Here is a 21943-nt window from a genome sequence, read left to right on the forward strand (position 1 = left end):
CGCTTCAGGGCGATTGGGCGGGATGATTTTCTGGCCATGGGGGGCGAATTATGAGCACTTCCGGATTGGTGGTGGAGCGCCCCGGGGTATTGACCCTGATTCAGGATGCCGGGCGCAGCGGTTGCCAGCGCCTGGGGATCACCACCGGTGGTCCCGCCGATCCACTGGCCTTTGACTGGGCCAATCGCCTCTGTGGCAATGGTCCCGGCGCGGCCGCCCTGGAATTGTCGGTGGGGGGGCTGGCGCTGAGTGCCGAGGTGGCGACCCGTGTCGCCCTGTGCGGTGCTTATATGCCGTTCAGTATCAACGGACGGATTCTCCCATCCTGGTGCAGTTACCAGGTTAATCCCGGTGACAGGATCGAAGTCGGTTTTGCCCGTGCGGGGGTGCGCGCCTACCTGGCGGTGGCCGGCGGCCTGGACCTCCCGCCAACCCTGGGCAGTGTCGCGACGGTGGTGCGCGAGGGCCTGGGCGGATTGCACGGCACCAAACTGGCCGCAGGTGATCATCTGCCCTGCGGTGATGCGGGGGAGGGCGATTGCCTCCGGGTGCCGGCCGGATACCGCCCGGTCTACACCAAGCGGGTACTGTTGCGGGTGGTTACCGGCTACCAGTACGAGACTTTCGATGAGGAGCAACAACAGCGTTTTTTTGCCTCGGAGTACCGGGTGTCCGGGCAGTGCGATCGGATGGGCTATCGCCTGGAGGGGCCCGCTGTGCATTGTGAACTGCCGGACATGTTATCCGAAGGCATCTGTCTCGGGGCCGTCCAGTTGCCGCCGGACGGCCAGCCCATTGTGTTGATGTGCGACCGGCAGACCATTGGCGGCTACCCCAAACTGGGGTCGGTGATTTCGGTCGATCTGGCCCAGCTGGCACAGTTACCCCCCGGCGGCAAGGTCAATTTTGCGCCGATCAGTGTGGAGCAGGCCCGCCAGGTCAGGATGATGGCGACCCGGCAGTTTCAGCAGCTGAGTCCGGAGGTGTGTTGATGGCGAAGTACTTCAAAGGGACATACCGGTCATGAACGTCGACGCCGACCTATTGCTCAGCCAGCGTATCGAACAGTTGCTGGTGGAGCGCAATCTGCGCGGCATGGCCGACCTGCGGGCGCACCTGAAGCCCGGTTACTGCCTGCGAGCGGCACAGTTGCTGCGGGATTGCCGCGGCCCGGCATTGATCGGCACCGGTTTCCCGGTGCTGGATACCTTTGAAACCGACGGGCCGGCCGGGGCCATTGCCCTCTACCGGGTTCTGGAGGCGCTGGGGTCAGAGCCGGTGCTGGTCTGTGGTGAACAGCTGGCCAATGCCCTGGCAGGAGACTATCGGGTAGAGGCCATGCCCCTGGGGCCAGTCCCCGGGCTGATAGACAAGGTCAAGGAAGTGGTCGGCCGCATCGACCCCGAATTGCTGATCAGTATTGAACTGCCGGGGCGGGCGGCGGATGGCCGCTACTACAATATGAGGGGAGAGGACATCAGTGAACACTGCTTCTGTTTTGATGATTTTCTCAGTGTGTTGGCCTGTCCCTCTGTCGCCATCGGCGACGGCGGCAATGAAATTGGCATGGGCAACGTGGTTGGCGGCCTGGCCGGGCTCGACATTATCCCGGCGGCCACCTGCTGTGATGAGCTGGTGATTGCCGATGTGTCCAATTGGGCGGCCCACGGCCTGGTGGCCATGCTCAGTTACTGGAGTGGCGAGGATTATCTGGCCCGTTGGGATAATCGCCTTGTGCTGGAGTATTTGGCGGTCAGGGGCAGTGTCGACGGTGTGACCCGTGAAAACACCCTGTCCGAGGATGGCCTGCCCTGCGAGAGTGGCAAGCTACTGGTTGAGGCCTTGCAGCAGCTGGTGGCAGAGGCCAGGTCGGCTCCTTAAGAAGACGGGATTTATCTTTGCCTGCCTGCGGGGCCACTGCTAAGATCAGCCGCTTTTCCCGGGCCGGGCTGGTTGGCAAGCTTAGAGAGCTGAGTGAACGATGAGCACAGTATTTTTGAACGGTGATTACCTGCCCATGGAGGAAGCCCGCATTTCACCCATGGACCGGGGCTTCCTGTTCGGCGATGGCATTTACGAGGTGCTGCCTTCCTACCGGGGCAAAATGATCGGTTTTGACCTGCATCTGGCGCGCATGAACAATGGTCTGGCTGCCATTGGCATCGAACTGGGTTGGAGCAATGCCCGCTGGCGGGAGCTGTGCGACACCCTGATCGATGCCAATGGCGGCGGCAACCTCGCGCTGTACCTGCAGGTCAGTCGCGGCGCTGACACGCGCCGCTTTCACGCCTACCCGGAAAATGTCACGCCGACGGTGTTCGCCTTTACCTTCGAAATCCCCGCGGAGCCGGTGGCCGACAAGTCCCGCGCAGCCTATCGGGTGGTGACGGATCGGGATCTGCGCTGGGAGCGCTGCCATATCAAATCCACGGCACTGCTGGGCAACGTGCTGCATTTCCAGCAGGGCTACCAGCAGGGGGCCGATGAAACCCTGTTGTTCAACGAGCGGGATGAACTCACCGAGGCCAGTGCCTGCAACGCCTATATCGTCAAGGATGGGGTGGTGATCACCCCGCCGCTGGACAACCACAAGCTGCCGGGTATCACCCGTCACATTTTGCTGGAGCTGCTGCGCAAGGACGGCCGCATTCCGGTGGAAGAGCGGGCGGTGACCAAAGCGGAAGTGTTCAATGCCGACGAGGTCTGGGTCACCAGTTCCTCCAAGGAGGTGGTGCCGGTGATCGAGGTGGATGGCAAGCCTGTCGGCAATGGCGAGATCGGCGATGTCTGGCTGCTGGCCCAGCAGATCTATTCTGCCGGTAAGTACGACTACTGACACGCCACACTGTTACCGGAGCAACGACGAAACCCTATATGTCCAGACCTGCGAAAGCCCTGATTGATCTCGATGCCCTGCGCCACAACGTCGCGCTGGCCAACGGTCTGTCCCCCCATTCCGGCACCATGGCCATCGTCAAGGCCAATGCCTATGGCCACGGTGCGGTAGCGGTGGCGCGGGCGATTGAGGAGATGGTGCCGGCGTTCGGGGTGGCCTGTCTCGAGGAGGCGCTGGAGTTGCGGGAGGCGGGCATCGCCAAGCCGGTCTGCCTGATGGAAGGGGCTTTCTGTCCCGATGAAATTGCCGTCGCGGCAGAGCATGATTGCTGGCTGTCGGTGGTCAACCGGGAGCAGTTGCAGGCCCTTGTCGCCGCCAGACTGAGCCGACCGGTCAAGGCCTGGCTGTGGGTGGACAGCGGCATGCACCGCCTGGGCATCCGGCCCGAAGAGATTGTTGACAGCCATGCCGCGCTGAACGCCTCGAGCAATGTCGCGGATGGCATTGTGCTGGCGACCCATTTTGCCTGTGCCGATGAGCTGCACAACGACTTCACCCGACAGCAGCTGTCGCGTCTGCAAGCGGGCATGGCGGGGCTGCCAGAGCAGCCCAAAGTGCCCCTCAGTCTGGCCAATTCCGCCGCGCTGCTGGCCTGGCCCGAGTGCCGTGCCGACTGGAATCGCCCCGGCATCATGCTCTACGGCAGCTCACCCTTTCCCCAGTCCCACCCGGAGGCGGACAAGTTACAGCCGGTGATGACCCTGGTGTCTTCAGTTATAGCCCTCCGGGATGTGCCGGTCGGCGAGTCGGTGGGGTATGCGGCGCGCTGGCGTGCCGCCCGGCCCAGCCGCATCGCCACGGTGGCCATCGGTTACGGCGATGGCTATCCCGTGCACGCCCCGGATGGCACCCCTGTGCTGGTCAAGGGGCAGCGCTGTCCGCTGGTGGGCAGAGTGTCCATGGATATGATCACCGTGGATGTGACGCAGCTGTCCGAGGTGACGCTGGGGGATGAAGTGGTGCTGTGGGGCAGGGGGTTGTCGGTCAACGAAGTGGCCGACAGCGCCGGAACCATCAGCTATGAACTGCTGACCCGTATGCCCCGGCGGGTGCCACGCATTTATTCCGCGTAGCTTTTATTCCCAGTCACTTGTATTCCCAGTCACTTTTATTCCGAGTCACTTTCCCGCCGTGGCTGGCGAAAACCCAGCTGGAGGCCCGCCGTCAGGATCAGCAAGCCTGTCAGAATCCCCGCCATACCCTCGTAGGCGGCATGGTGCCAACCCAGTTGACGCCACAGCAAAGCGCTGGCCAGGCCGCCCATAATTGCCGCCAGGCTCAGCCGGGGCGAGGGCCTGGCGCCCACACAAAGCGCTAACAGCAGCGGCGCAAAGGCACTGGCCAGTCCCGACCAGGCCAGCACCACCAGGCTGAACACGCTTTGACTATTGCCCAGGGCCCACAGTAGTGCCGCCAGTGTCACCAGGACGGTGACAGCTTTCATGAAGCTGGTGTGCTCGATCCGGTGAGGTAGCAGGTCGTGGGTGATGGCCGCCGAGCAGCCCAGTACCAGCGAATCGGCGGTGGACATGGTGGCGGCGAAGATGCCCGCCAGTACCAGCCCCACCAACACTGGCGGGAACAGCGCCAGAGCCATGGTGGGCAGTGCCAGCTCGGCGTCGAAACTGCCGCTATCACTGAGGTAGACCCGGGACAGCATGCCGACGGCGGTGGCCATGGCGTAGAACAGCAGATACCAGAGGTAGTACCAGCAGCGCGCCCGGTTCATCTGCGCGCTGTCCTTCAGGCTCATGAAACGGATCATGATGTGGGGCTGGCCTATCACCGACAAGCCGGCGAACATCCAGCTGGCGGCAAATAACAATCCACCGGCCAAACCTGGCAGGGCGAGGTCGGAGGGGAACCAGTTGAGGAACCCCTGTACGTCGGACATCGCCGCATAGGCCCCCGCACTGCCCCCCAGCGCGGTCGTGGCGGCGATGAGCAGCAGGCCCATGGCAACCAGCATCACCATGGACTGGGCGGCATCGGTCCAGATGGAGGCGCGAATGCCACCAGCATAGCAGTATAGGCAGACCAGGCTGGCGGATAGCGTGGCGCCGGCCCAGGCTGGCCACTCGAACAATACCTGTAAGGCCTTGCTGCCGGCCACCAGCTGGGCGCTGGCGTAGGCCAGCAGAAAGACCAGCGAAATGATGCCCATGCTGCGCTGCAAGCCGTTATGGCTGCCGCCATACCAGTTGCTGAGGACGCCCGCATAGCTGACTTCTGCCGTTTTCGGCGCCTGTTCCCGCAGGCGTCGGTGCACAAATTGCGAGGCCAGGAAATCGCCGGCAATCCAGCCCAGCATCAGCCAGACGGCGGAGAGACCGGCGGTGTAGGTGTAGCCGATCACACCGATAAACATGTAGCCACTGTTGTTGGTGGCCACGGCGGACAGCCCCACCAGCCAGGGCTGCACACTGTTGCTGGCGAGATAGTAATCCTGTTTGGTGCCGCGACTGCGCCTGGCGGACAGCAGCCCGACCAGGGTAAACATCAGCAGAAAGCCGATAAATGAGACGATCAACCGGGCATCTCCACATGGAGTACCTGGCCACGTACACGGGTGGGCAGGTCGAGGGTGAGATGGGTCATTTCCAGTGGATAACGCCGTGCCAGCTGTTTGCTCAGTGCCAGAAAGGGCGCCCGTCCGCTATCGGCCAGCACCAGTTGCCCGCCGCCCTGGTGTGCCAGTTGCAGGCAGAGTGTTTCGATGTGGCGGGCTATTTCCGCCGTGTAGCAGATATCCGCCCCGATCAGCAGGTCCACCGGTTGCAAGTCCCAGCTTCCAAGCTCCTGCACGCTGCAATGGTGGATCGGCACGCGGGTGGCGTTGTGTCGGCACAGGAGTTCCTGATAGGCAAACACGTTGCTGTCGATATCCGTGGCGGCGACCTCCACCCCGCAGTGTTTTTGCAGGTAGAGCCCCCCGAGTCCCCAGCCGCAGCCTAATTCGATTGCACGGGCAATCCGGGCGTCCAGATAGTTCGCCAGATAGTGGATCAACAGATAGCTGGATCGCCAGATGCGGGAGCCGAACTCACAGGGTGTGTGACCCTGCTCGCGCAGTTCCAGCACCTCAGGATGATTGGGTTTGAGGGCCTTTACGCCCTGTACGTAGAACTGCTTGTGCGGACCCTTGAGGGTTTCGGTGACGGAATGCATTGCCCGCTACACCGCCAGGCAGATGGCGCGGCCGTGATCGTGGACCTCAACCAGGCATTGGTGCAGGCTCTTGATGGCGTCTTCCCAGTGCGCCTCATTGATCACGAACTGCATGTCCACCTGGCGCATGGACTGGTGCATGGCCAGTACGCTGATGTCCTGTTCCGCCAGCGCCGCCACGGTTTTCGCCAGCAGGCCGGGAACCTGCATGTCGCTGCCGATGGCGGAGACAATGGCCACTTCCTGCTGGTTGATTTCCGCCTCGGGAAAGGTTTCTTCCAGTGCCCGGCAGATGCGCTTCACCGTCTTCAGGTTGGTGGAGAGGTAGTGGGTGATGGTGTTGGCGTTGATGTCCTTCGAGATGACATGGGCGCGGAAACGCTCGATCACGTCCAGGATGGCGCTGTCGCAGCGGCTGTAGTTGCCGGCCATATCCTGGTTGAACAGCTCGATGGCGAACACGCCGCGGCAGCCGGCGATGATCTCCACGCAGGGGGTGTCGCTGACATAATCGCTGGTGATCAGGGTGCCACTGTGCTCCGGTTCAAAGGTGTTTTTCACCCGCAGCGGAATCTGCTTCTGGCGCAAGCCCTTGGCGGCCTTGGGGTGAATGGCCTCCATGCCGAGGTTGGCCAGCTGGTCGGCCACGTCGTAGTTGGTGCGGCCAATCGGCACCGCTTTTTCATCGCCCACCACCCGTGGGTCGGCGCTGCTGAGGTGGAACTCCTTGTGGATGACGGCCTCGCGGGCGCCCGTCATCACCGCCAGGCGACTGAAGGTCATTTCACTGTAACCCCGGTCGAAGGTGGACATCAGCCCCTCACCGGTGTGGGCATAGCCGGTGACAATGGGCAGTTCAGACGCCAGGTCCACCCCTTGAAATACCGTTTCAATGCGCTCGTCCAGAGACATGTGGCGGCTGCTCTGCCAGCCGGTCAGGTCCACAAAACGGGCGTTGATACCATCCCGCTGCAATAGCTGGGCGGTATTCCAGGTGCTGTGGGCCTCGCCGATACTGGCGAGCATCTCCCGCACCGTGTCCAGGTGGACCTCCAGGGCAAAGTGGCCGTGCTGGCAGAGTTTCTTGAGATCGGTGAGGCAGCGCTCCGCCTCTTCCAGCCGATTGCCAATGAACTGATTGGCAGCCGTCAGCAGTGGCTGTTCGGGGAACAACGCTTGGTTGATGGCAAACAACTGTTCTTTCAAGGCGGCCAGCAGCTCCTGCCAGCTGTCGTCTTTGACGCCATTGGCAAAGGACGCGAACACCCCGGGTTGCCCGGTTTTCTTGTGCTCGAGCAGTTGGTCGGTGATGCCACCATAGGCGGATACCACAAAGATGCGTTGGTAGCGGTCCTTGCCTGCGGGCCTCAGGATGATATTGTCCCTGACGGCGGCGTAGTTGCTCATGGAGGTGCCGCCGATTTTTTCCACACTGTGAAAACCCATTAAAAACTGTCTCCTTTTTTCGGGCTGGTATCGCTGGAATACGTTGCTTGTCCCGTGCTTACGCGCCGATGGTCTCCGCTTCCAGCTCATAGGCGCCGTCGGCGTTGTGTACTTCCTTGCCGTTCAGGGGCGGGTTGAACACACAGGCCATTTTCATCTCTGAAAAGGCTCTCAGGGTGTGGCGGTCGTGTTTGTCGAGCACGTAGAGTGTGCCGGGGGTAATAGAGTGAACCTTGCCGTCATCGAGGGTTTCCACTTCCCCTTCACCGGATAGGCAATAGACGGATTCAAGATGGTTTTGGTAGTGCATATTGAAATCTGCACCGGCATAGATGGTGGTGATGTGAAAGGAAAAGCCCATGTTGTCGTCCTTCAGCAGCATCCGGGTACTTTCCCAGTTGCCGTCGGGGGAGACGATGCGGCGGTTGCTTTGTTCGGCGTATTGCAGGTGTCTGACGATCATGTTGGTCTCAATCTCAAATAAATTGGCCGATACCCGCCATCGCTGGTGTGGGTGTCGGTATGGAAAGCAGGGTAGGGTTAGCTGGCGATCTGCTTGACGTTAAAATATTTCTTTTGGGGTGGAATGGAATCTTCTCCCGCGCAGACCTCGCAAATGGCATTTTCGATAATGTCGATGCCGCGCTTGAGGTTCTCCTCGCCAATGATCAATGGGCAGAGCAGTTTGACCACCTGATCGTCGGCACCGCTGGTTTCGATGATGAGCCCCTGTTTAAAGGCGCGACGGGTAATTTTCTCCGCCAGCTCGCCATTGACGCAATTGATACCCCGGAACATGCCGCGGCCGCGGGTGGTGAAGTTGCCGTCGCCGTACCGGTCGACGATGGCCTGCAGCCGCTGGGCGACGTATTCCCCTTTCTTTTTCACCGACTTGGAGAACTCGTCGTCGGACCAGTAGTGGTCGATGGCGGCCTTGGCGGTGACAAAAGCAAAGTTGTTGCCGCGAAAGGTGCCGTTGTGCTCGCCTGGCTTCCAGTGGTCCAGCTCCGGGCGGAACAGCACCACCGCGAAGGGCAGGCCGTAGCCGCCGAGGGACTTGGACAGGGTGATGATGTCCGGGTAGATGCCGGCCTCTTCAAAGCTGAAGTAGGTGCCGGTGCGGCCGCAGCCCGCCTGGATGTCGTCCACGATCAGCAGCACGTCGTGTTTGCGGCAGACCTTTTCCAGATTGCGCAGCCAGTCGAAGCTGGCGGCGTTAATGCCGCCTTCGCCCTGTACCGTTTCCACGATGACGGCAGCGGGCTTGTCGATACCGCTGCTGGAATCGGTCAATACCTTGTCCAGGTAGACGGTGGTGTCGATGTGGTCGCCCAGATAGCCGTCGTAGGGCAGGCGACTGGTGCCGCTGAGACTGACGCCGGCGGCTCCGCGGTGGTGGGAGTTGCCGGTGGCCGCCAGTGAGCCGAGGCTGACGCCGTGAAAGCCGTTGGTAAAGGCAATAATATTTTCGCGGCCGGTGATGTTGCGAGCCAGTTTCAGGGCCGCTTCCACAGCATTGGTGCCGGTGGGGCCGGTAAACTGCATCACATAGTCCAGCTTGCGGGGCTTGAGAATCTTCTCATTAAAGCTCTCCAGAAATTCGCCCTTGGCTTTGGTGTGCAGGTCGAGACCGTGGGTAATCCCATCCCGATGGATGTAGTCCAGTAATTTTTCCTTGAACAGCGGATTGTTGTGGCCGTAATTGAGTGTGCCGGCGCCGGCCAGGAAGTCCAGGTACTGGTTGCCTTCCTCATCGTAGAGAAACTCGCCCTGCGCCTTGTTGAAGATGCGGGGAAAGGAGCGGGCATAACTCTGAACTTCGGATTCGATTTCTTCAAAAATTTTCATGATGGGGTTTCCTCTCCCTGAGTGATGGACGAAGTCTTGCCGACTTCCGCTTGCGTAAAGGGGCCAATCCTGACGAGGATTTCCGTGTCGTGCTGGCCGTGAAAATGTTTGTCTCGGTCAAACAGTGGCGTACTTTTAAGGGTCGTACCGAGACGCTCGGCCAGGCGCCGAAACAGTGACCAGGAGGCGTCGTTTGATGCCGTGATGGTGGTTTCCAGGTGGGTAACCTGCTGGCACTGGGGGCGCAGGAGTATTTCCTGCAACATTTGACCGGCCAGGCCGAGACCTCTGGCGCGCTCGTGGACGGCCACCTGCCAGATAAACAGGGTGTCGGGCCGCTCCGGCACCAGATAGCCGGAAATAAAGCCCACCAGTACCCCCTCTTGTTCGGCGGCGACCGAGGTGCTGTGAAAATGGGTGCACTGCAGCAGATTGCAGTAGACGGAATTCTGGTCCAAGGGGGGGCACTGGGCGATCAATTGATGTACCTGTGCGCCGTCCTCCGCCAGGGGTGGGCGAAGTGTTATTTCGTGACTCATGCTGATTAAGCTCCCGGTTAAATAATATATACAGCTCAAATTATTATTGTTTATGGAGTCAGCAAATATTCATTTTAGTTTCAATATGTGATTGATATATTGTTTCCATATCCGAATTTAAATGTTTAGAGATCGAAACATTGTACAGGATATCGGCAACCAGTCCAAATGAGCCCTGGCAACATTGGGCTATACTGGCCCGTCCGCAACACCGGGGGAACGTATTGGAATCCATCGAACAGGTACTGATTGCCCTGCGCCGGGTGATCAGGGCGACCGATTTGTATTCAAAGCATCTGGCAAAGACCAGTGGCTTGACGGCGCCGCAGATTCTGCTGTTGCAGGCCATTCGCGACCGCGGCCAGGTGACCATCGGCGAGCTGGCGGGGGATATCAGTCTCAGTCAGGCGACGGTGACCACCATTATCGATCGGCTGGAAAAGCGGGGACTGGTTTACCGGGAGCGCTCCACCGCCGATAAGCGCAAGGTGCACGCGCATTTGACCGAGCGGGCCGTGGAGGTGTTGCGGCATGCGCCGAAGCCGCTGCAGGAGCACTTTGCCCGGCAGTTTGAAGCCTTGCAGGAGTGGGAGCAGAGCATGATTTTATCCTCTCTGCAGCGGGTTGCCGGGATGATGGATGCGCAGCACATTGACGCGTCGCCGATTCTCGATATCGGCATGCTGGATCGCTCCTCCAACCCGGTTGAAAAACCTGAGGGATAGGGGCGGGGAGAGGTGCGGTGGGCACGTTAATGTCCACCGCGGTTTGAATCAGTCAATCAGGCCGTACTGGTCGCGCAGGACCTCAATGATTTCAGCTTTGGGGTTGTCCGGCAGATGCAGTTTGGCACCGGTGATGCGCTCGGCGATGCTCACGTAGGTGTTGGACACTGCCATCAGTACGGAGGGGGGCAGGTCGTTGTATTGGGCCAGCGCCTTGCGCTCTTCCATGCGATCCTTGTTGAGCAAGATGTCCGGGTCGGGGAAATGGTTGAGCAGCAGTTGCCGGAAACCCTCTTTCGAGTTCTCCACCACCTGGCCTTCCCGGTAACTGGGGCCGTCCCAGATGCGGGATGAGTCGGGGGTGCCCACCTCGTCCATGTAAATCAGTTTGCGCTGGCCGCTGCTGTCGGTGACGTAGCCAAACTCGAATTTGGTGTCCACGAAGATCTGGTCGATGGCCGCCAGGGCCTCACTGATCACCTCAAAGCCTTCCCTGAGCAGGGTTTCATAGCGATCGATATCGCCGAGGCTGCGGAAGTTGAAGGCCTGGTAGTTGTTCTCGATATCCGCCCGGGAGATATTCACATCGTCCGCTGCGGGGATGCCCGGCAGATCGGTCATGATGCCCTTGGTGGAGGGGGTGATCAGCAGTTCCGGCAGCTTCTGGTCTTTCTGCAAGCCGTCTGGAAGCTGGATGCCGCAGAATTCCCGCTCGCCCTTCAGGTAGGCGCGCCACATGGAGCCGGTGATGTACTGGCGGCAGATGGCCTCGATCATCACCGGTTCCGCCTTTTGCACAATCCACACCAGCGGGTGGGGGATGTCCAGAATATGGCTGTCCGCCAGGCCCTTTTCCCGGAACAGGTGGAACCAGTGGTTTGAGATGGCGTTCAGCGCCGCGCCCTTGCCGGGCACACCATCCATGCCACCTTCGCCGTGCCAGATGCAGTCAAAGGCGGAAATGCGGTCGCTGATCACCATGATGGCTAGCGGGGCATCGGCAGCCACGTCGTAGCCGCGCTCCTCGATCAACCGGCGGCTGTCGGCTTCGGTGAGCCAGTAGACGGAACGCACCTTGCCGCTGTGAACCGGGGCATGGGTACGAATGGGCAGGTCGTTGTTGACGGCCAGCACTTTGTCAGCAAGATTCATGGCGTTGTGTCCTGTCTTCGGCAGGGTGGTGCGGTCTCTGAACGGATGATCCGATGGCCCTGCGCGCCTGTATTCAGCCCGGTACGATGGTTTATACGGGGTTGCCAAAGGGCGGGAATTCTACCAGATCAATGGCGCCGCACCAGATGCGCCGCCGTAATTGTGGTGAAATTGTGGTCAGTCCGGACGCAGGGCGTATTTGCCGCTGCCCAGCAGCGCGATGGCAACGGCCCCGAGCAGGTACATGCCCTGCAGTTCCAGCGCCCAGCCGCCGTTGTCGGTCAGCGTGAACAGCTGTGGAATGTGCACCAGCAACATGGCGAACAGCATATTGATAACGATGATGATGGCCCCCAGCCGGTTGAAGTAGCCGAAGATGATCATCAGGGGGGCGAGCACCTCTCCGATATAAACCAGATAAGCCAATTCTCCGGGCAGCCCGAGGTGACCCAGTTTGTCGGCAATAAAGTCCAGTATTCCGGGGTTGAGAATTTTGGCAACGCCGTGCAGCAAAACCAGTATACCGAGACCCAGGCGCAGAATCAGGGTTGCCAGTGATTGGTAATAGCTCATGATCCTTTATCTCCCACAGGGCGCAAAAAAAAGTCGCAGAAGGATAGTAGCAGTGGTCATGGTGCTTTGACATCCATGGCCGTCAGTTTCTTGGTCCGTCTCAACCTTCAAGGTATGATGGCGCCCGTATTTCGAATCGATGCCCGGTGGGGCAACTAGTGGAGACTGGCAATGATTATCAAACCGAGAGTCCGCGGCTTTATGTGTATCACCACCCATCCGGTGGGCTGTGAAGCCAATGTGCAACAGCAGATTGACTACGTCAAAAGCCAGGGTGCCATCGACGGCCCCAAGCGGGTGCTGGTGATCGGGGCCTCCACCGGCTATGGCTTGGCGGCCAGAATCACCGCCGCTTTTGGTTGCGGTGCCGCTACCCTGGGTATTTTCTTCGAGAAGGAAGGTGTTGAGAAAAAGCCGGGCACTGCCGGCTGGTATAATTCCGCGGCGTTTCACAAGTTTGCCGAGGCGGAAGGGCTCTATGCCAAGAGTATCAACGGCGACGCCTTTTCCGATGAAATCAAGCAGAAGACCATCGATACCATCAAGGCCGACCTGGGACAGGTGGATCTGGTGATCTACAGCCTGGCATCGCCGCGCCGCCAGCACCCGAAAACCGGGGAGCTGTTCAACTCCACCCTGAAGCCGGTCGGCAAAAACGTCACCTTGCGCGGCATTAATACCGACAAGCAGGAAATCCAGGAATTCTCCCTGGAGGCCGCCACCAACGAGGAAATCGCCAACACCGTGGCCGTCATGGGTGGTGAGGACTGGCAGATGTGGATGGATGCCCTCAATGAGGCCGGCGTGCTGGCGGCAGGCGCCAAGACCGCGGCCTTCACCTATGTGGGCGAAAAAGTCACCTGGGATCTGTACTGGGACGGCACCATCGGCCAGGCGAAGAAAGACCTGGACAAAAAAGTGATCGGCATCCGCGAGAAACTGGCCGCTATCGGCGGCGATGCCCGGGTGGCCGTATTGAAAGCGGTGGTCACCCAGGCCAGCTCGGCCATTCCGATCATGCCCCTGTACCTGTCTCTGCTGTTCAAGGCGATGAAGGAGGATGGCAGTCACGAAGGCTGCATCGAGCAGCTGTACCGCCTCTACACGGAGTGCCTGTACAGCGACAGCCCGCGCATGGACAGCGAAGGGCGCATCCGCGTCGACGAACTGGAACTGCGTCCGGAAATTCAGCAGCGGGTGGCCGATGACTGGTCGCGCATCACCTCCGAGAACATTCCCGAGCTGACTGATTTCAAGGGCTACCAGCACGAGTTCCTGAAACTGTTCGGTTTTGAGATCGACGGCGTTGATTACGAGGCCGAGGTGGACCCGGTTGTGCCCATCAAAAACCTGGTGTAATGCCCGGTGAGGTACGGATTGCATGCCGGCGCGGGACCGTCGGCTTGAAACAACTGTCCCCGCTGGTGGGGCGCCTCACCGCGCCCAACGGCAATCTGATGACCGGTCCCGGCACCAACAGTTACCTGGTGGGACGGGAGCGGTTGGCGCTGATCGATCCGGGTCCGCTCATTGACGACCACATTGAGCAACTCCTGGTCGCCTGTGGCGAGCGGTTGCACTGGATTCTGGTCACCCACACCCACCCGGATCACTCCCCCGCGGCGAGCATCCTTGCCGAGCGCACCGGTGCCCGGTTGCTTGGCTGTGTGATGGAAGACGATGGTCACCAGGACCGCAGCTTTCAGGTCAAGGAAAACCTCAGCCATGGCCAATTGTTGGCAACGCCGGAATTTACCCTGGAGGCCATCCACACCCCCGGCCATGTGGCCAATCAGTTCTGTTTCCTGTTGCGGGAGGAGGGGATGCTGTTTTCGGGGGATCACATCATGCAGGGATCGTCCGTGGTGATTATCCCGCCCAGTGGGGATATGGCCGACTACATCCACGCCACAGAAACCTTGATGGATTACCCGATTCAGGTTATCGCTCCGGGGCACGGTGAGTTGCTCGACAGGCCCCGGCAGGTGTTGCAGCAGATTGTCGCCCATCGCCTGGAGCGGGAGCAGCGGGTGCTCGGGGCGCTGATCAGGCTGGGAGAATCCGGTCTTGACCGATTGTTGCCCGAGGTCTACAGCGAGATTATCCCCGAGCTTTTGCCCATGGCCAGGCTGTCGCTCTGGGCGCACCTGCTGAAGCTGGAAAAAGAGGGCCGGGCCTGCAAACGCATCGCCAGCCATTGGGCTCTCGGGGAGGAACACTGGGTGTTGTCCGGCAGATAAAAGTAGTTCCGACATTGCTAATTCCCGCGGCGGCTTCTATATAGAAGCTAAGGAGAGCAACTAAACACCATGGATACCGACATTCACACACTATCTGACCTGTTCGACCAGCTGGGCCTGCCGTCCGGCCAGCTCGCCATTGAGCAATTCGTGGCGAATCACCGTCCGTTGCCCGATCAGGTCCTGCTGCCGGAGGCGGCTTTCTGGAGCAGTGCCCAGCGCGCCTTTCTGATCGAGGCCATCGTCGACGATTCCGATTGGGCGGAACAGGTCGACCAGCTCGACGCTCTGCTCAGAGCGTAGCTGCCCCCGCCAAGCACACCTGTATGGTTCACCGCTCGTCGGCTTTGCCCGTATAATGCCTTCCCCCGCTGTTCGGACCTGTCATGTACGACAATCAACAATTTCAGAGGCAATTTTTGCAGCCCCGCTACTGGTTGACCTGGCTGGGACTGGCCTGCTGGTGGTTGCTGGTGCAATTGCCCTACCCGATGATCACCTGGCTTGGGGGCAGATTGGGGACCCTGATGTACCTGCTGGGGGGCTATCGTCGCAAGGTGGCGGAGATCAATCTCAAACTCTGCTTCCCCGAGATGAACCCGCAACAGCGGGAAAAGCTGTTGCGCGACAACTTCCGCAACTATGGCATCGCCTTTTTTGAAATTGGCATGGCCTGGTGGTGGCCGACAAAACGCCTGAACCGACTGGTACAGCTGGAAGGGCTGGAGCATATCGAGGGGTTGCGGGGGCAGGGCGCGCTGCTGATGGCCATTCACTACAGTACCCTGGAAATCGGCGCAGCGGCACTGTCGGCACGCTGCTCCATCGACGGTATGTACCGGGCGCATAAAAACCCGGTTTACGACTATGTGCAGAGTCGGGGGCGGCGCAGCCGTGACCCGGCGGGCGTGGTTTACCCCAGGGAGGATGTGCGCGGGTTGTTCAAGGCGCTGCGCCAGGGGCGTGTCATCTGGTATGCGCCGGATCAGGACTACGGGCGCAAGCAGAGTGTGTTTGCCACGTTTTTTGGCGTGCCCGCCGCGTCGGTCACGGCCACGGCGCGTTTTGCCAAAACCGGTCATGCTGCGGTATTGCCGTTTTCCCAGGTCAGATTGCCCGGTAATCGCGGCTACCGGGTGACGATTCACCCGCCCCTGGAAAATTTCCCCGTGGGTGACGATGTCGCCGATGCCGAGACCATCAATCGCAAAATCGAGGAGTTGATTCTTCGGCAGCCGGATCAGTACATGTGGATTCACCGCCGTTTCAAGACCCGGCCCGCCGGCGAACCACGACCCTATCCGAAGAGCAAATAAACCGCAGCAGATGGCGCTTGGGGGGAGAATTTAATTCTTCTGCAAGTGCTTGTGCCCCCTCCAGCGGGTCAGTACCATTACGCCTTTGATTTTTCCACAGACTTTTTGAGGCCCTCGATGATCACCGGAAGTATTGTTGCCCTGGTCACTCCCATGATTCGCAATAACCTGGAAGTGGACTGGGACGGACTGAAACGTCTGGTGGAATGGCATATTGAACAGGGCACTGATGCCATTGTTGCCGTGGGCACCACCGGTGAGTCGCCGACCCTGGATGTGCAGGAGCACATGGCCACCATTGCCGCCATTGTTGAGGATGTGGATGGTCGCGTACCCGTGATTGCCGGGACGGGTGCAAATTGTACCCGAGAAGCCATCGAGTGTACCCGGCGCGCCCTCCAGGCCGGAGCCGATGCCTGCCTGTTGGTGACACCCTATTACAACAAGCCAACCCAGCAGGGGCTGTACCTGCACCACAAGGCCATCGCGGAGGCGGTGGACATCCCGCAGATTCTCTACAATGTGCCGGGCCGTACCGCCTGTGATATGCTCCCCGACACCGTGGCCAGGCTGGCCGAAATTCCCAATATTGTGGGCATCAAGGATGCTACCGGCGATCTCGCCAGGGGCCGCCAGTTGATTGATATTTGCCCCCCGGGTTTTGCCATTTATTCCGGCGATGACCTGACGGCGGCGGAACTCATTTTGATGGGCGGTCACGGCGATATCTCCGTCACGGCGAACGTCGCCCCCAAATTGATGTCAGAAATGTGTCGCCTGGCCCTGGCGGGTCAGGCAGAGGAGGCGCGGGCCATTAACCAGTTGTTACAGCCCGTCCACCAGGCCCTGTTTGTCGAATCCAACCCTATCCCGGTGAAGTGGGCCGTTGCCGAGATGGGATTGATGCAGCATGGCATTCGTTTACCGCTCACGGAATTGTCTGCGGAACACCACCACATAGTGTTGGCAGCCCTGCGGCAGGCAGGTTTGCTCAACAGCAATGAAATGAAAGCGGAGTCCTAATGAAGCCTAGCCTGAAACAGTTTTCTATCGCGGTATTAACTCTGGCCGTGGCAGGCTGTGGTAACAACGGGGTGAGGGATCGCAGCAACGATTATCTGCGGGCGGGAGAGATTCCGCCCCTGGTCGTCCCCGAAGAAAAAAGCAGTGCGGCGATCGGCCAGCTTTATGACATTCCCGTCATTCCCGACACCGCCGCTGAAGCCACACGCTTCTCGTTGCCCAGACCCCAACCGCTGTCGGAAAACCTCTTTGAGCAAACCGTTAAAATCGACAGTTTTGGCGATAAGCGCTGGATAGCCATCAACAAACCGCCCGCCGAGGTCTGGCCGAGAATTCGCAATATCCTCTCTCGCAGCCGGGTGCCGACTACCCGGGTTGATGCCATTGCCGGTGAAATTGAAACCTCGTGGCTACAGTTCAAGGATGATACGGCCAACAGCCACCGATTCCGCTTCACCATCACCCCTGGCGTCGGGGTCAACAGCACGGAAGTCGGCATCCTGGAAATGGCCGCCCCCCTGGGGAAGGAGACGGAGGTTGCCGGCTGGCCGGAGACGTCGATGAATGACGCCAGGGAAATGGAATTTGTCCAGATTACCTCCGATGCCCTGGCCAGCGATATCACCAGTGGCAGTGTTTCCCTGCTGGCCCAGACAATCGGTGGTGACGAGCGCGTTCAGGTCGTTTCCGACAACGGTGTCGAGCCCTATATACGCGTTAACCTGGGCTACGACAGGGTTTGGACCTCGATGATCAACTCCTTGTCGCGCGGCGGCTTTAGCGTCATCGACCAGAACCGCACCGCCGGTAAGGTAATGGTTGAGTTCAAGGAGCTCGTCCCCGATGAAGAGGAGCGAACCCTGATGGAAATACTGCTCAACTTCGGACACAAGGTGGAAGAAGTCCCGCCGGTTCAATATCAGGTTAACCTTTCCCAACAGGAGCAGGTGGTTGAAGTGCGTATTCTGGATGATGAGCAAAAAAACCTCGATCGCGCTGTTGCCATGAAACTGCTTAAAGTGATTCGCAGCAACCTCAGCTAGCGATGCGCTTTGCCTCCCTGGGCAGCGGCAGCAAGGGCAACGCCACCGTTGTCGATTGCGGCACTGCCCGCTTCCTGGTCGATTGCGGCTTTTCTGTTCGCGAGACGGAGCGGCGGCTGGCGCGACTCGGGCTGGCCGGTCAGGATATCAACGCCATTCTGGTCACCCACGAGCATTCGGACCATGTGCGCGGGGTGCTGCCCCTGGCCAAAAAGTACCGTCTGCCGGTTGTGATGACCGCCGGTACCAGCAAGGCTGTACAAGCTGACGGACAACCCCATCTGAGGCTGATTGAGAGCCATTCTCCCTTCGTTCAGGATGGTATTGAGATTACCCCCGTCTCTGTTCCCCACGACGCTCGTGAGCCGGTTCAGTACGTTTTCAGGAGCGGTGCCCTGACCCTCGGCGTGCTCACCGATCTCGGCAGCGTCACCCCCCATGTGATCGAGCACTTCTCACGCTGTGACGGCCTGTTACTGGAGTGCAATCACGATCTGAACATGCTGCAAAACGGCAGCTATCCACCGGCATTGAAGCGGCGTATTGCCAGCAGCTGGGGGCATCTCAACAATCAGCAATCCCGGTCGTTACTGGACAGTATCGAGCTGCAGCAGATGCAGCACCTGGTATTGGGGCACATCAGTCAGCAAAACAACGATGTCGATATTGTCCGACAGGTGATGGGTGACATTGAGCAATCTGTTAGCTCGGTCCACTATGCCTGTCAGCAACAGGGGTTTGACTGGTTACAGCTCACACAGTCGCTGTCGACTGATCGAAACTGACACAGTTTGTAGAGCATTTGTGCAGTAATCAGGGGTTTTTGGTAGGCCGTTGTCCACAATTACCACTATAACTTTACAGAATTCTTTGGAACTCCTCCTAAGTCATTGATATCTGCTTTTGATTTTGTTAACTATATGAAAAATAAGAATAAATTGAAGTGATCAAAAAATAGACACTTTGTTTATATAGCCCAAATTCTGCGGAGTTAGCTGAGTTTTACGAAAGTAATGCACAAAGTTATCCACAGAATTTGTGGGTAACTTTCGGGGGTGGCTGCGAATATTTTGTCAACCTTTTTAGGGTTAGAACGTTTACTGAGAGCAGTGAGTGGGTAGACTGACTGCACCGCTGGCCTGATCGGTGAGCAGTTTGGCATCGCCACAGTTGAGTGCCTCGTTGCCTCCAAGCAACACCGTGTCGAGGTGAGGCAGGAACAGCAACGGTTTGATCTCGGTGAGGGCATTATTGCCCAGGTTGACATGGGTCAGGCCGGTGAAGATCTCCAGTCCTGTCAGGTTGGTAATGCCGGCATTGGAGCAATTGAGCTGGATGAGATCGCGCGCTTTACTGACCTGCTGGTCGAGAATGGCCTGCTTGAGACAGCCGGCGAGCCCCTGGTCGGCAACCTGGTAGTTGCTGAACAATCCCGGCGGCGTAAAAACCGGTTGCTCGTTGAGGGTGTAAGTGTAATTCTCGCAACCGGTCAGGGCCAGGGCAGAAACCATGAGGAACAGTGGGGCTAGATTTTTCATAAAGCTGTGAACCAGTTGTAGTGAGGGGCGTGAAAGCCGCTTGAAAAGGTTTTTTCTTTTCTCACAATTAAGGATAAAGCAATTTTAGGATATGGGTGTCAAAGCCCGGGATTTTATGTTCAGGAATGAGGAATAACCATGAAAAAACTTCTGTTAGCCGTGCTGGTTGTGACATTGACGGCCTGTATGTCCACCGATCCTTATACCGGCCAGCAAAAAACCAGTAATACTGCCAAGGGCGCGGGTATCGGCGCAGTGGCAGGTGCCGTCATTGGTGCAGCGACGTCCAGTCATGACGACCGCAAGAAAGGCGTCCTCACCGGGGCCGTGGCAGGTGCCGCAGTAGGTGGTGGTATTGGTTATTACATGGACCGCCAGGAAGCGGCCCTGCGGGCCAAGCTGGAAGGTACCGGTGTCAGGGTGGTGCGCGAGGGCGACAACATTCGCCTGGTGATGCCCAGCAACATCACCTTTGGTGTCGACCGCTATGAAGTGCGGCCGGACTTCTACAGCACCCTGGAATCCGTCGCCATCGTCCTGAAAGAATTCAACAAGACCAATATCCGCATTGCCGGCCATACAGACTCAACGGGTAGCTCTGAATACAACCAGACCCTGAGTGAGCGCCGGGCTGCCAGTGTCGGTCAATTGCTGATCAGCTATGGCATCCCCAGCGGTCGCGTCTGGACCACAGGCTATGGTGAGCGCTATGCGATTGCCGATAACGGTACGGAATACGGCCGCCAGGCGAACAGAAGGGTAGAGCTTGAACTGGTTCCCCTCCAGTAACGCGCTAGACCAGCTCGCCATCCTTGCCCGGCCCGGCTTTGAACAGCGGGCCGGTTTGCTATCTGCCGAGCTGGGCATTGCGCTGTTGGATCCATCCCGGGCTGACCAGTATGTCGGTCTGGCGCTGTCTATCGATGCACAGGGGGTGGGGCTCCAGCTGATGGGGCCGGGAGAACCGGGTCCCGTTTATTGTGATTTCGCCGGCGGGGCACTGCGTCATCGCAGGCTCTATGGTGGCGGCAAGGGGCAGGATATCGCCAAGGCCGTTGGCCTGGGTCACAAGGGCTTCAAACCCCGCTTGCTGGACTTGACCGCAGGACTAGGCCGGGACAGTTTTGTACTGGCCAGCCTGGGAGCGACAGTGGTGATGGTTGAGCGCCACCCGGTGGTGTTCGCGCTGCTGGCCGATGGGCTGGAACGAGCCCGTGAGCGGGGGCTTGCCGATCCCGACCTACGGTCCATTCTGGCGCGCTTGAGTGCTGTGCAGAACAGTGCCGAAGCGTTCCTCAGTGAGCTGGAGCCTTCACAGCAGCCGGATGTCATCTACCTGGACCCGATGTTCCCCCCTCGGGAAAAGTCCGGCAAGGTGAAAAAGGATATGCAGCTATTTCACCAATTGGTCGGCGCCAATGAGGATGCCGATCACTTACTGCCTTTGGCACTGGCCCGCGCCCGCTATCGGGTGGTGGTCAAGCGGCCGGCTCAGGCCCCATACCTCAATGGCCGGGAGCCCGGTTATTCCCTGAAGGGCAAGTCCACCCGTTTTGATGTCTATCCATTAAAAAAGCTGCCGTAAACGGCCAAAGTTGATGAACACCACAACAGGCACCGACGCGGCTGAAGCTAGCAGTGGATGTGGCCGCTCAGGTAGCAGATGGCGGTTCCAGAGAGCAATACCCGATTTCCGGCTAGCTCACAGGTGATAGCACCCCCGCGTCGGGAAAGCTGTCGAGCCGAAAGCTGTTGTTTTCCCAGTTGAGCTGCCCAATAGGGTGTGAGGGCGCAGTGCGCCGATCCGGTGACAGGATCTTCATCGATGCCGCTGGCAGGCGCAAAGAAGCGGCTGACGAAGTCGCATGCTGTACCGGGTGCAGTGGCGATAATGCCGCGATAGGGCAGCTGTGCCAGCCATCTGAAATCCGGCTCCAGATCGATAATTTGTTGTTCCGAGGCAAACACCAGCATCAGGTAGCTGGCGGCAAAGGCTGCAATGGGTATTTGTCCCAGTCCCTGCTCGATATGCTCGGGGATCGCAGCCGCTGTCTGTGCCGTGGCGGGGAAATCCAGCGTCAGGCCCCGAGGGGTTTTCATCACATAGAGGGGGCCACTGCGGCTGTGAAAGCAGATGCGGTCGCCCTCAATTCCCAGCAATTCAAACAGCACATGGGCACTGGCGAGGGTGGCGTGACCGCAGAGGTCGACTTCGGTGGTCGGTGTAAACCAGCGCAGCTGATAGGTATTTTCGGTATGCTCCAGGGGGACAAAAAAAGCGGTCTCGGACAGAGTGTTCTCGGCGGCAATAGCCTGGAGCTTGTCATCCGGCAACCAGGCCTGCAGGGGGCAGACGGCTGCCGGGTTGCCGGAAAATAGCTGATCGCTGAAAGCATCAATCTGGTAAAGGGGAATGTCCATTGAGTTCCTTATGGC

General features: G+C 59.2%; 24 protein-coding genes. 14 read left to right on the forward strand and 10 right to left on the reverse strand.

The window, feature by feature from the left end; translation table 11 throughout:
• Nucleotides 1-50: 50 nt before the first annotated feature.
• The 4 genes from ABY948_RS00005 (at nt 51) to alr (ending at nt 3969) form a co-directional block, all read left to right on the forward strand.
• Nucleotides 51-992: a 5-oxoprolinase subunit C family protein gene (locus ABY948_RS00005; protein WP_461480438.1), complete on the forward strand. Its 942-nt coding sequence runs from the start codon at nt 51-53 to the stop codon at nt 990-992.
• Nucleotides 993-1023: 31 nt separating this feature from the next.
• Entirely contained in the window at nt 1024-1881 is an 858-nt protein-coding gene (locus ABY948_RS00010) for a glutamate cyclase domain-containing protein (RefSeq protein WP_461480439.1), read from the forward strand.
• A 100-nt stretch (nt 1882-1981) separates the two neighbouring features.
• A complete protein-coding gene (locus ABY948_RS00015; protein WP_461480440.1) occupies nt 1982-2836 on the forward strand; it encodes a D-amino acid aminotransferase in 855 nt (284 codons plus the stop codon).
• 38 nt (nt 2837-2874) lie between these two features.
• The gene (alr, locus tag ABY948_RS00020) at nt 2875-3969 is read left to right on the forward strand and encodes an alanine racemase (protein WP_461480441.1); all 1095 of its coding nucleotides are present in this window, start codon (nt 2875-2877) and stop codon (nt 3967-3969) included.
• Nucleotides 3970-4004: 35 nt separating this feature from the next.
• Here alr and ABY948_RS00025 read toward each other — a convergent pair whose 3' ends face one another.
• From ABY948_RS00025 to ectA, 6 genes are all read right to left on the reverse strand, one after another.
• The gene (locus tag ABY948_RS00025; RefSeq protein ID WP_461480442.1) at nt 4005-5426 is read right to left on the reverse strand and encodes a sodium/proline symporter; all 1422 of its coding nucleotides are present in this window, start codon (nt 5424-5426) and stop codon (nt 4005-4007) included.
• Nucleotides 5423-6064, reverse strand: coding sequence for a class I SAM-dependent methyltransferase (locus ABY948_RS00030; RefSeq protein ID WP_461480443.1), 642 nt, complete (start codon nt 6062-6064; stop codon nt 5423-5425). The genes ABY948_RS00025 and ABY948_RS00030 overlap by 4 nt, the downstream gene beginning before the upstream one ends.
• Before the next feature lie 6 nt (nt 6065-6070).
• The gene (locus ABY948_RS00035; RefSeq protein ID WP_461480444.1) at nt 6071-7510 is read right to left on the reverse strand and encodes an aspartate kinase; all 1440 of its coding nucleotides are present in this window, start codon (nt 7508-7510) and stop codon (nt 6071-6073) included.
• 58 nt (nt 7511-7568) lie between these two features.
• The gene (locus ABY948_RS00040) at nt 7569-7973 is read right to left on the reverse strand and encodes an ectoine synthase (protein WP_461480445.1); all 405 of its coding nucleotides are present in this window, start codon (nt 7971-7973) and stop codon (nt 7569-7571) included.
• A 77-nt stretch (nt 7974-8050) separates the two neighbouring features.
• Nucleotides 8051-9358: a diaminobutyrate--2-oxoglutarate transaminase gene (gene ectB / locus ABY948_RS00045; RefSeq protein WP_461480446.1), complete on the reverse strand. Its 1308-nt coding sequence runs from the start codon at nt 9356-9358 to the stop codon at nt 8051-8053.
• The gene (ectA, locus tag ABY948_RS00050) at nt 9355-9897 is read right to left on the reverse strand and encodes a diaminobutyrate acetyltransferase (protein WP_461480447.1); all 543 of its coding nucleotides are present in this window, start codon (nt 9895-9897) and stop codon (nt 9355-9357) included. Before ectA ends, ectB begins: the two co-directional genes overlap by 4 nt.
• A 224-nt stretch (nt 9898-10121) precedes the next feature.
• On the opposite strand from ectA, the gene ABY948_RS00055 reads away from it, so the two are divergent.
• Nucleotides 10122-10622 carry a MarR family winged helix-turn-helix transcriptional regulator gene (locus tag ABY948_RS00055; protein ID WP_461480448.1) on the forward strand — a complete coding sequence of 167 codons (501 nt, stop codon included), beginning with the start codon at nt 10122-10124 and terminating at the stop codon, nt 10620-10622.
• Between the two features lie 48 nt (nt 10623-10670).
• Here the strand turns inward: ABY948_RS00055 and ABY948_RS00060 are convergent, their stop codons facing one another.
• The gene (locus ABY948_RS00060; protein WP_461480449.1) at nt 10671-11774 is read right to left on the reverse strand and encodes a phosphoribosylaminoimidazolesuccinocarboxamide synthase; all 1104 of its coding nucleotides are present in this window, start codon (nt 11772-11774) and stop codon (nt 10671-10673) included.
• A 177-nt stretch (nt 11775-11951) separates the two neighbouring features.
• Nucleotides 11952-12347, reverse strand: coding sequence for a DoxX family protein (locus ABY948_RS00065; RefSeq protein WP_461480450.1), 396 nt, complete (start codon nt 12345-12347; stop codon nt 11952-11954).
• Between the two features lie 171 nt (nt 12348-12518).
• On the opposite strand from ABY948_RS00065, the gene fabV reads away from it, so the two are divergent.
• The 7 genes from fabV (at nt 12519) to ABY948_RS00100 (ending at nt 18754) form a co-directional block, all read left to right on the forward strand.
• Nucleotides 12519-13706 (forward strand): enoyl-ACP reductase FabV, encoded by a 1188-nt coding sequence (gene fabV / locus ABY948_RS00070; protein ID WP_461480451.1) that lies wholly within the window; start codon nt 12519-12521, stop codon nt 13704-13706.
• Between the two features lie 44 nt (nt 13707-13750).
• Complete coding sequence (locus tag ABY948_RS00075; protein ID WP_461480452.1) at nt 13751-14587, forward strand: MBL fold metallo-hydrolase; 837 nt, start codon at nt 13751-13753, stop codon at nt 14585-14587.
• 69 nt (nt 14588-14656) lie between these two features.
• Nucleotides 14657-14890, forward strand: a complete 234-nt coding sequence (locus ABY948_RS00080) for a DUF2789 domain-containing protein (protein WP_461480453.1) — start codon at nt 14657-14659, stop codon at nt 14888-14890.
• Nucleotides 14891-14973: 83 nt separating this feature from the next.
• Entirely contained in the window at nt 14974-15903 is a 930-nt protein-coding gene (gene lpxL / locus ABY948_RS00085; RefSeq protein ID WP_461480454.1) for an LpxL/LpxP family Kdo(2)-lipid IV(A) lauroyl/palmitoleoyl acyltransferase, read from the forward strand.
• Between the two features lie 117 nt (nt 15904-16020).
• A complete protein-coding gene (gene dapA / locus ABY948_RS00090) occupies nt 16021-16926 on the forward strand; it encodes a 4-hydroxy-tetrahydrodipicolinate synthase (RefSeq protein ID WP_461480455.1) in 906 nt (301 codons plus the stop codon).
• A complete protein-coding gene (gene bamC / locus ABY948_RS00095; RefSeq protein WP_461480456.1) occupies nt 16926-17969 on the forward strand; it encodes an outer membrane protein assembly factor BamC in 1044 nt (347 codons plus the stop codon). Before dapA ends, bamC begins: the two co-directional genes overlap by 1 nt.
• 2 nt (nt 17970-17971) lie before the next feature.
• Nucleotides 17972-18754, forward strand: a complete 783-nt coding sequence (locus tag ABY948_RS00100) for an MBL fold metallo-hydrolase (RefSeq protein ID WP_461480457.1) — start codon at nt 17972-17974, stop codon at nt 18752-18754.
• Nucleotides 18755-19066: 312 nt separating this feature from the next.
• Here the strand turns inward: ABY948_RS00100 and ABY948_RS00105 are convergent, their stop codons facing one another.
• Nucleotides 19067-19507: a hypothetical protein gene (locus ABY948_RS00105; protein ID WP_461480458.1), complete on the reverse strand. Its 441-nt coding sequence runs from the start codon at nt 19505-19507 to the stop codon at nt 19067-19069.
• A 138-nt stretch (nt 19508-19645) separates the two neighbouring features.
• Here ABY948_RS00105 and ABY948_RS00110 point away from each other — a divergent pair, with 138 nt between their 5' ends.
• Both ABY948_RS00110 and ABY948_RS00115 read left to right on the forward strand, forming a co-directional pair.
• Complete coding sequence (locus ABY948_RS00110) at nt 19646-20296, forward strand: OmpA family protein (RefSeq protein WP_461480459.1); 651 nt, start codon at nt 19646-19648, stop codon at nt 20294-20296.
• Nucleotides 20274-21092, forward strand: coding sequence for a class I SAM-dependent methyltransferase (locus tag ABY948_RS00115; protein WP_461480460.1), 819 nt, complete (start codon nt 20274-20276; stop codon nt 21090-21092). Before ABY948_RS00110 ends, ABY948_RS00115 begins: the two co-directional genes overlap by 23 nt.
• Nucleotides 21093-21139: 47 nt before the next feature.
• Here the strand turns inward: ABY948_RS00115 and ABY948_RS00120 are convergent, their stop codons facing one another.
• On the reverse strand, nt 21140-21928 hold the full coding sequence (locus tag ABY948_RS00120) for a PhzF family phenazine biosynthesis protein (protein ID WP_461480461.1): 789 nt from the start codon (nt 21926-21928) through the stop codon (nt 21140-21142).
• Between the last annotated feature and the right edge of the window lie 15 nt (nt 21929-21943).

This window comes from Porticoccus sp. (assembly GCF_041592135.1).
In the GTDB taxonomy this organism is placed as follows: Bacteria; Pseudomonadota; Gammaproteobacteria; order Pseudomonadales; family Porticoccaceae; genus Porticoccus.

Bases quoted from the DNA above. Each gene is read 5' to 3' on its own strand.
- ABY948_RS00005 (WP_461480438.1), top strand. From the start codon at position 51: ATGAGCACTTCCGGATTGGTGGTGGAGCGCCCCGGGGTATTGACCCTG.
- ABY948_RS00010 (WP_461480439.1), top strand. From the start codon at position 1,024: ATGAACGTCGACGCCGACCTATTGCTCAGCCAGCGTATCGAACAGTTG.
- ABY948_RS00015 (WP_461480440.1), top strand. From the start codon at position 1,982: ATGAGCACAGTATTTTTGAACGGTGATTACCTGCCCATGGAGGAAGCC.
- alr (WP_461480441.1), top strand. From the start codon at position 2,875: ATGTCCAGACCTGCGAAAGCCCTGATTGATCTCGATGCCCTGCGCCAC.
- ABY948_RS00030 (WP_461480443.1), bottom strand. From the start codon at position 6,064: ATGCATTCCGTCACCGAAACCCTCAAGGGTCCGCACAAGCAGTTCTAC.
- ABY948_RS00035 (WP_461480444.1), bottom strand. From the start codon at position 7,510: ATGGGTTTTCACAGTGTGGAAAAAATCGGCGGCACCTCCATGAGCAAC.
- ABY948_RS00040 (WP_461480445.1), bottom strand. From the start codon at position 7,973: ATGATCGTCAGACACCTGCAATACGCCGAACAAAGCAACCGCCGCATC.
- ectB (WP_461480446.1), bottom strand. From the start codon at position 9,358: ATGAAAATTTTTGAAGAAATCGAATCCGAAGTTCAGAGTTATGCCCGC.
- ectA (WP_461480447.1), bottom strand. From the start codon at position 9,897: ATGAGTCACGAAATAACACTTCGCCCACCCCTGGCGGAGGACGGCGCA.
- ABY948_RS00060 (WP_461480449.1), bottom strand. From the start codon at position 11,774: ATGAATCTTGCTGACAAAGTGCTGGCCGTCAACAACGACCTGCCCATT.
- ABY948_RS00065 (WP_461480450.1), bottom strand. From the start codon at position 12,347: ATGAGCTATTACCAATCACTGGCAACCCTGATTCTGCGCCTGGGTCTC.
- fabV (WP_461480451.1), top strand. From the start codon at position 12,519: ATGATTATCAAACCGAGAGTCCGCGGCTTTATGTGTATCACCACCCAT.
- ABY948_RS00080 (WP_461480453.1), top strand. From the start codon at position 14,657: ATGGATACCGACATTCACACACTATCTGACCTGTTCGACCAGCTGGGC.
- lpxL (WP_461480454.1), top strand. From the start codon at position 14,974: ATGTACGACAATCAACAATTTCAGAGGCAATTTTTGCAGCCCCGCTAC.
- dapA (WP_461480455.1), top strand. From the start codon at position 16,021: ATGATCACCGGAAGTATTGTTGCCCTGGTCACTCCCATGATTCGCAAT.
- bamC (WP_461480456.1), top strand. From the start codon at position 16,926: ATGAAGCCTAGCCTGAAACAGTTTTCTATCGCGGTATTAACTCTGGCC.
- ABY948_RS00100 (WP_461480457.1), top strand. From the start codon at position 17,972: ATGCGCTTTGCCTCCCTGGGCAGCGGCAGCAAGGGCAACGCCACCGTT.
- ABY948_RS00105 (WP_461480458.1), bottom strand. From the start codon at position 19,507: ATGAAAAATCTAGCCCCACTGTTCCTCATGGTTTCTGCCCTGGCCCTG.
- ABY948_RS00110 (WP_461480459.1), top strand. From the start codon at position 19,646: ATGAAAAAACTTCTGTTAGCCGTGCTGGTTGTGACATTGACGGCCTGT.
- ABY948_RS00120 (WP_461480461.1), bottom strand. From the start codon at position 21,928: ATGGACATTCCCCTTTACCAGATTGATGCTTTCAGCGATCAGCTATTT.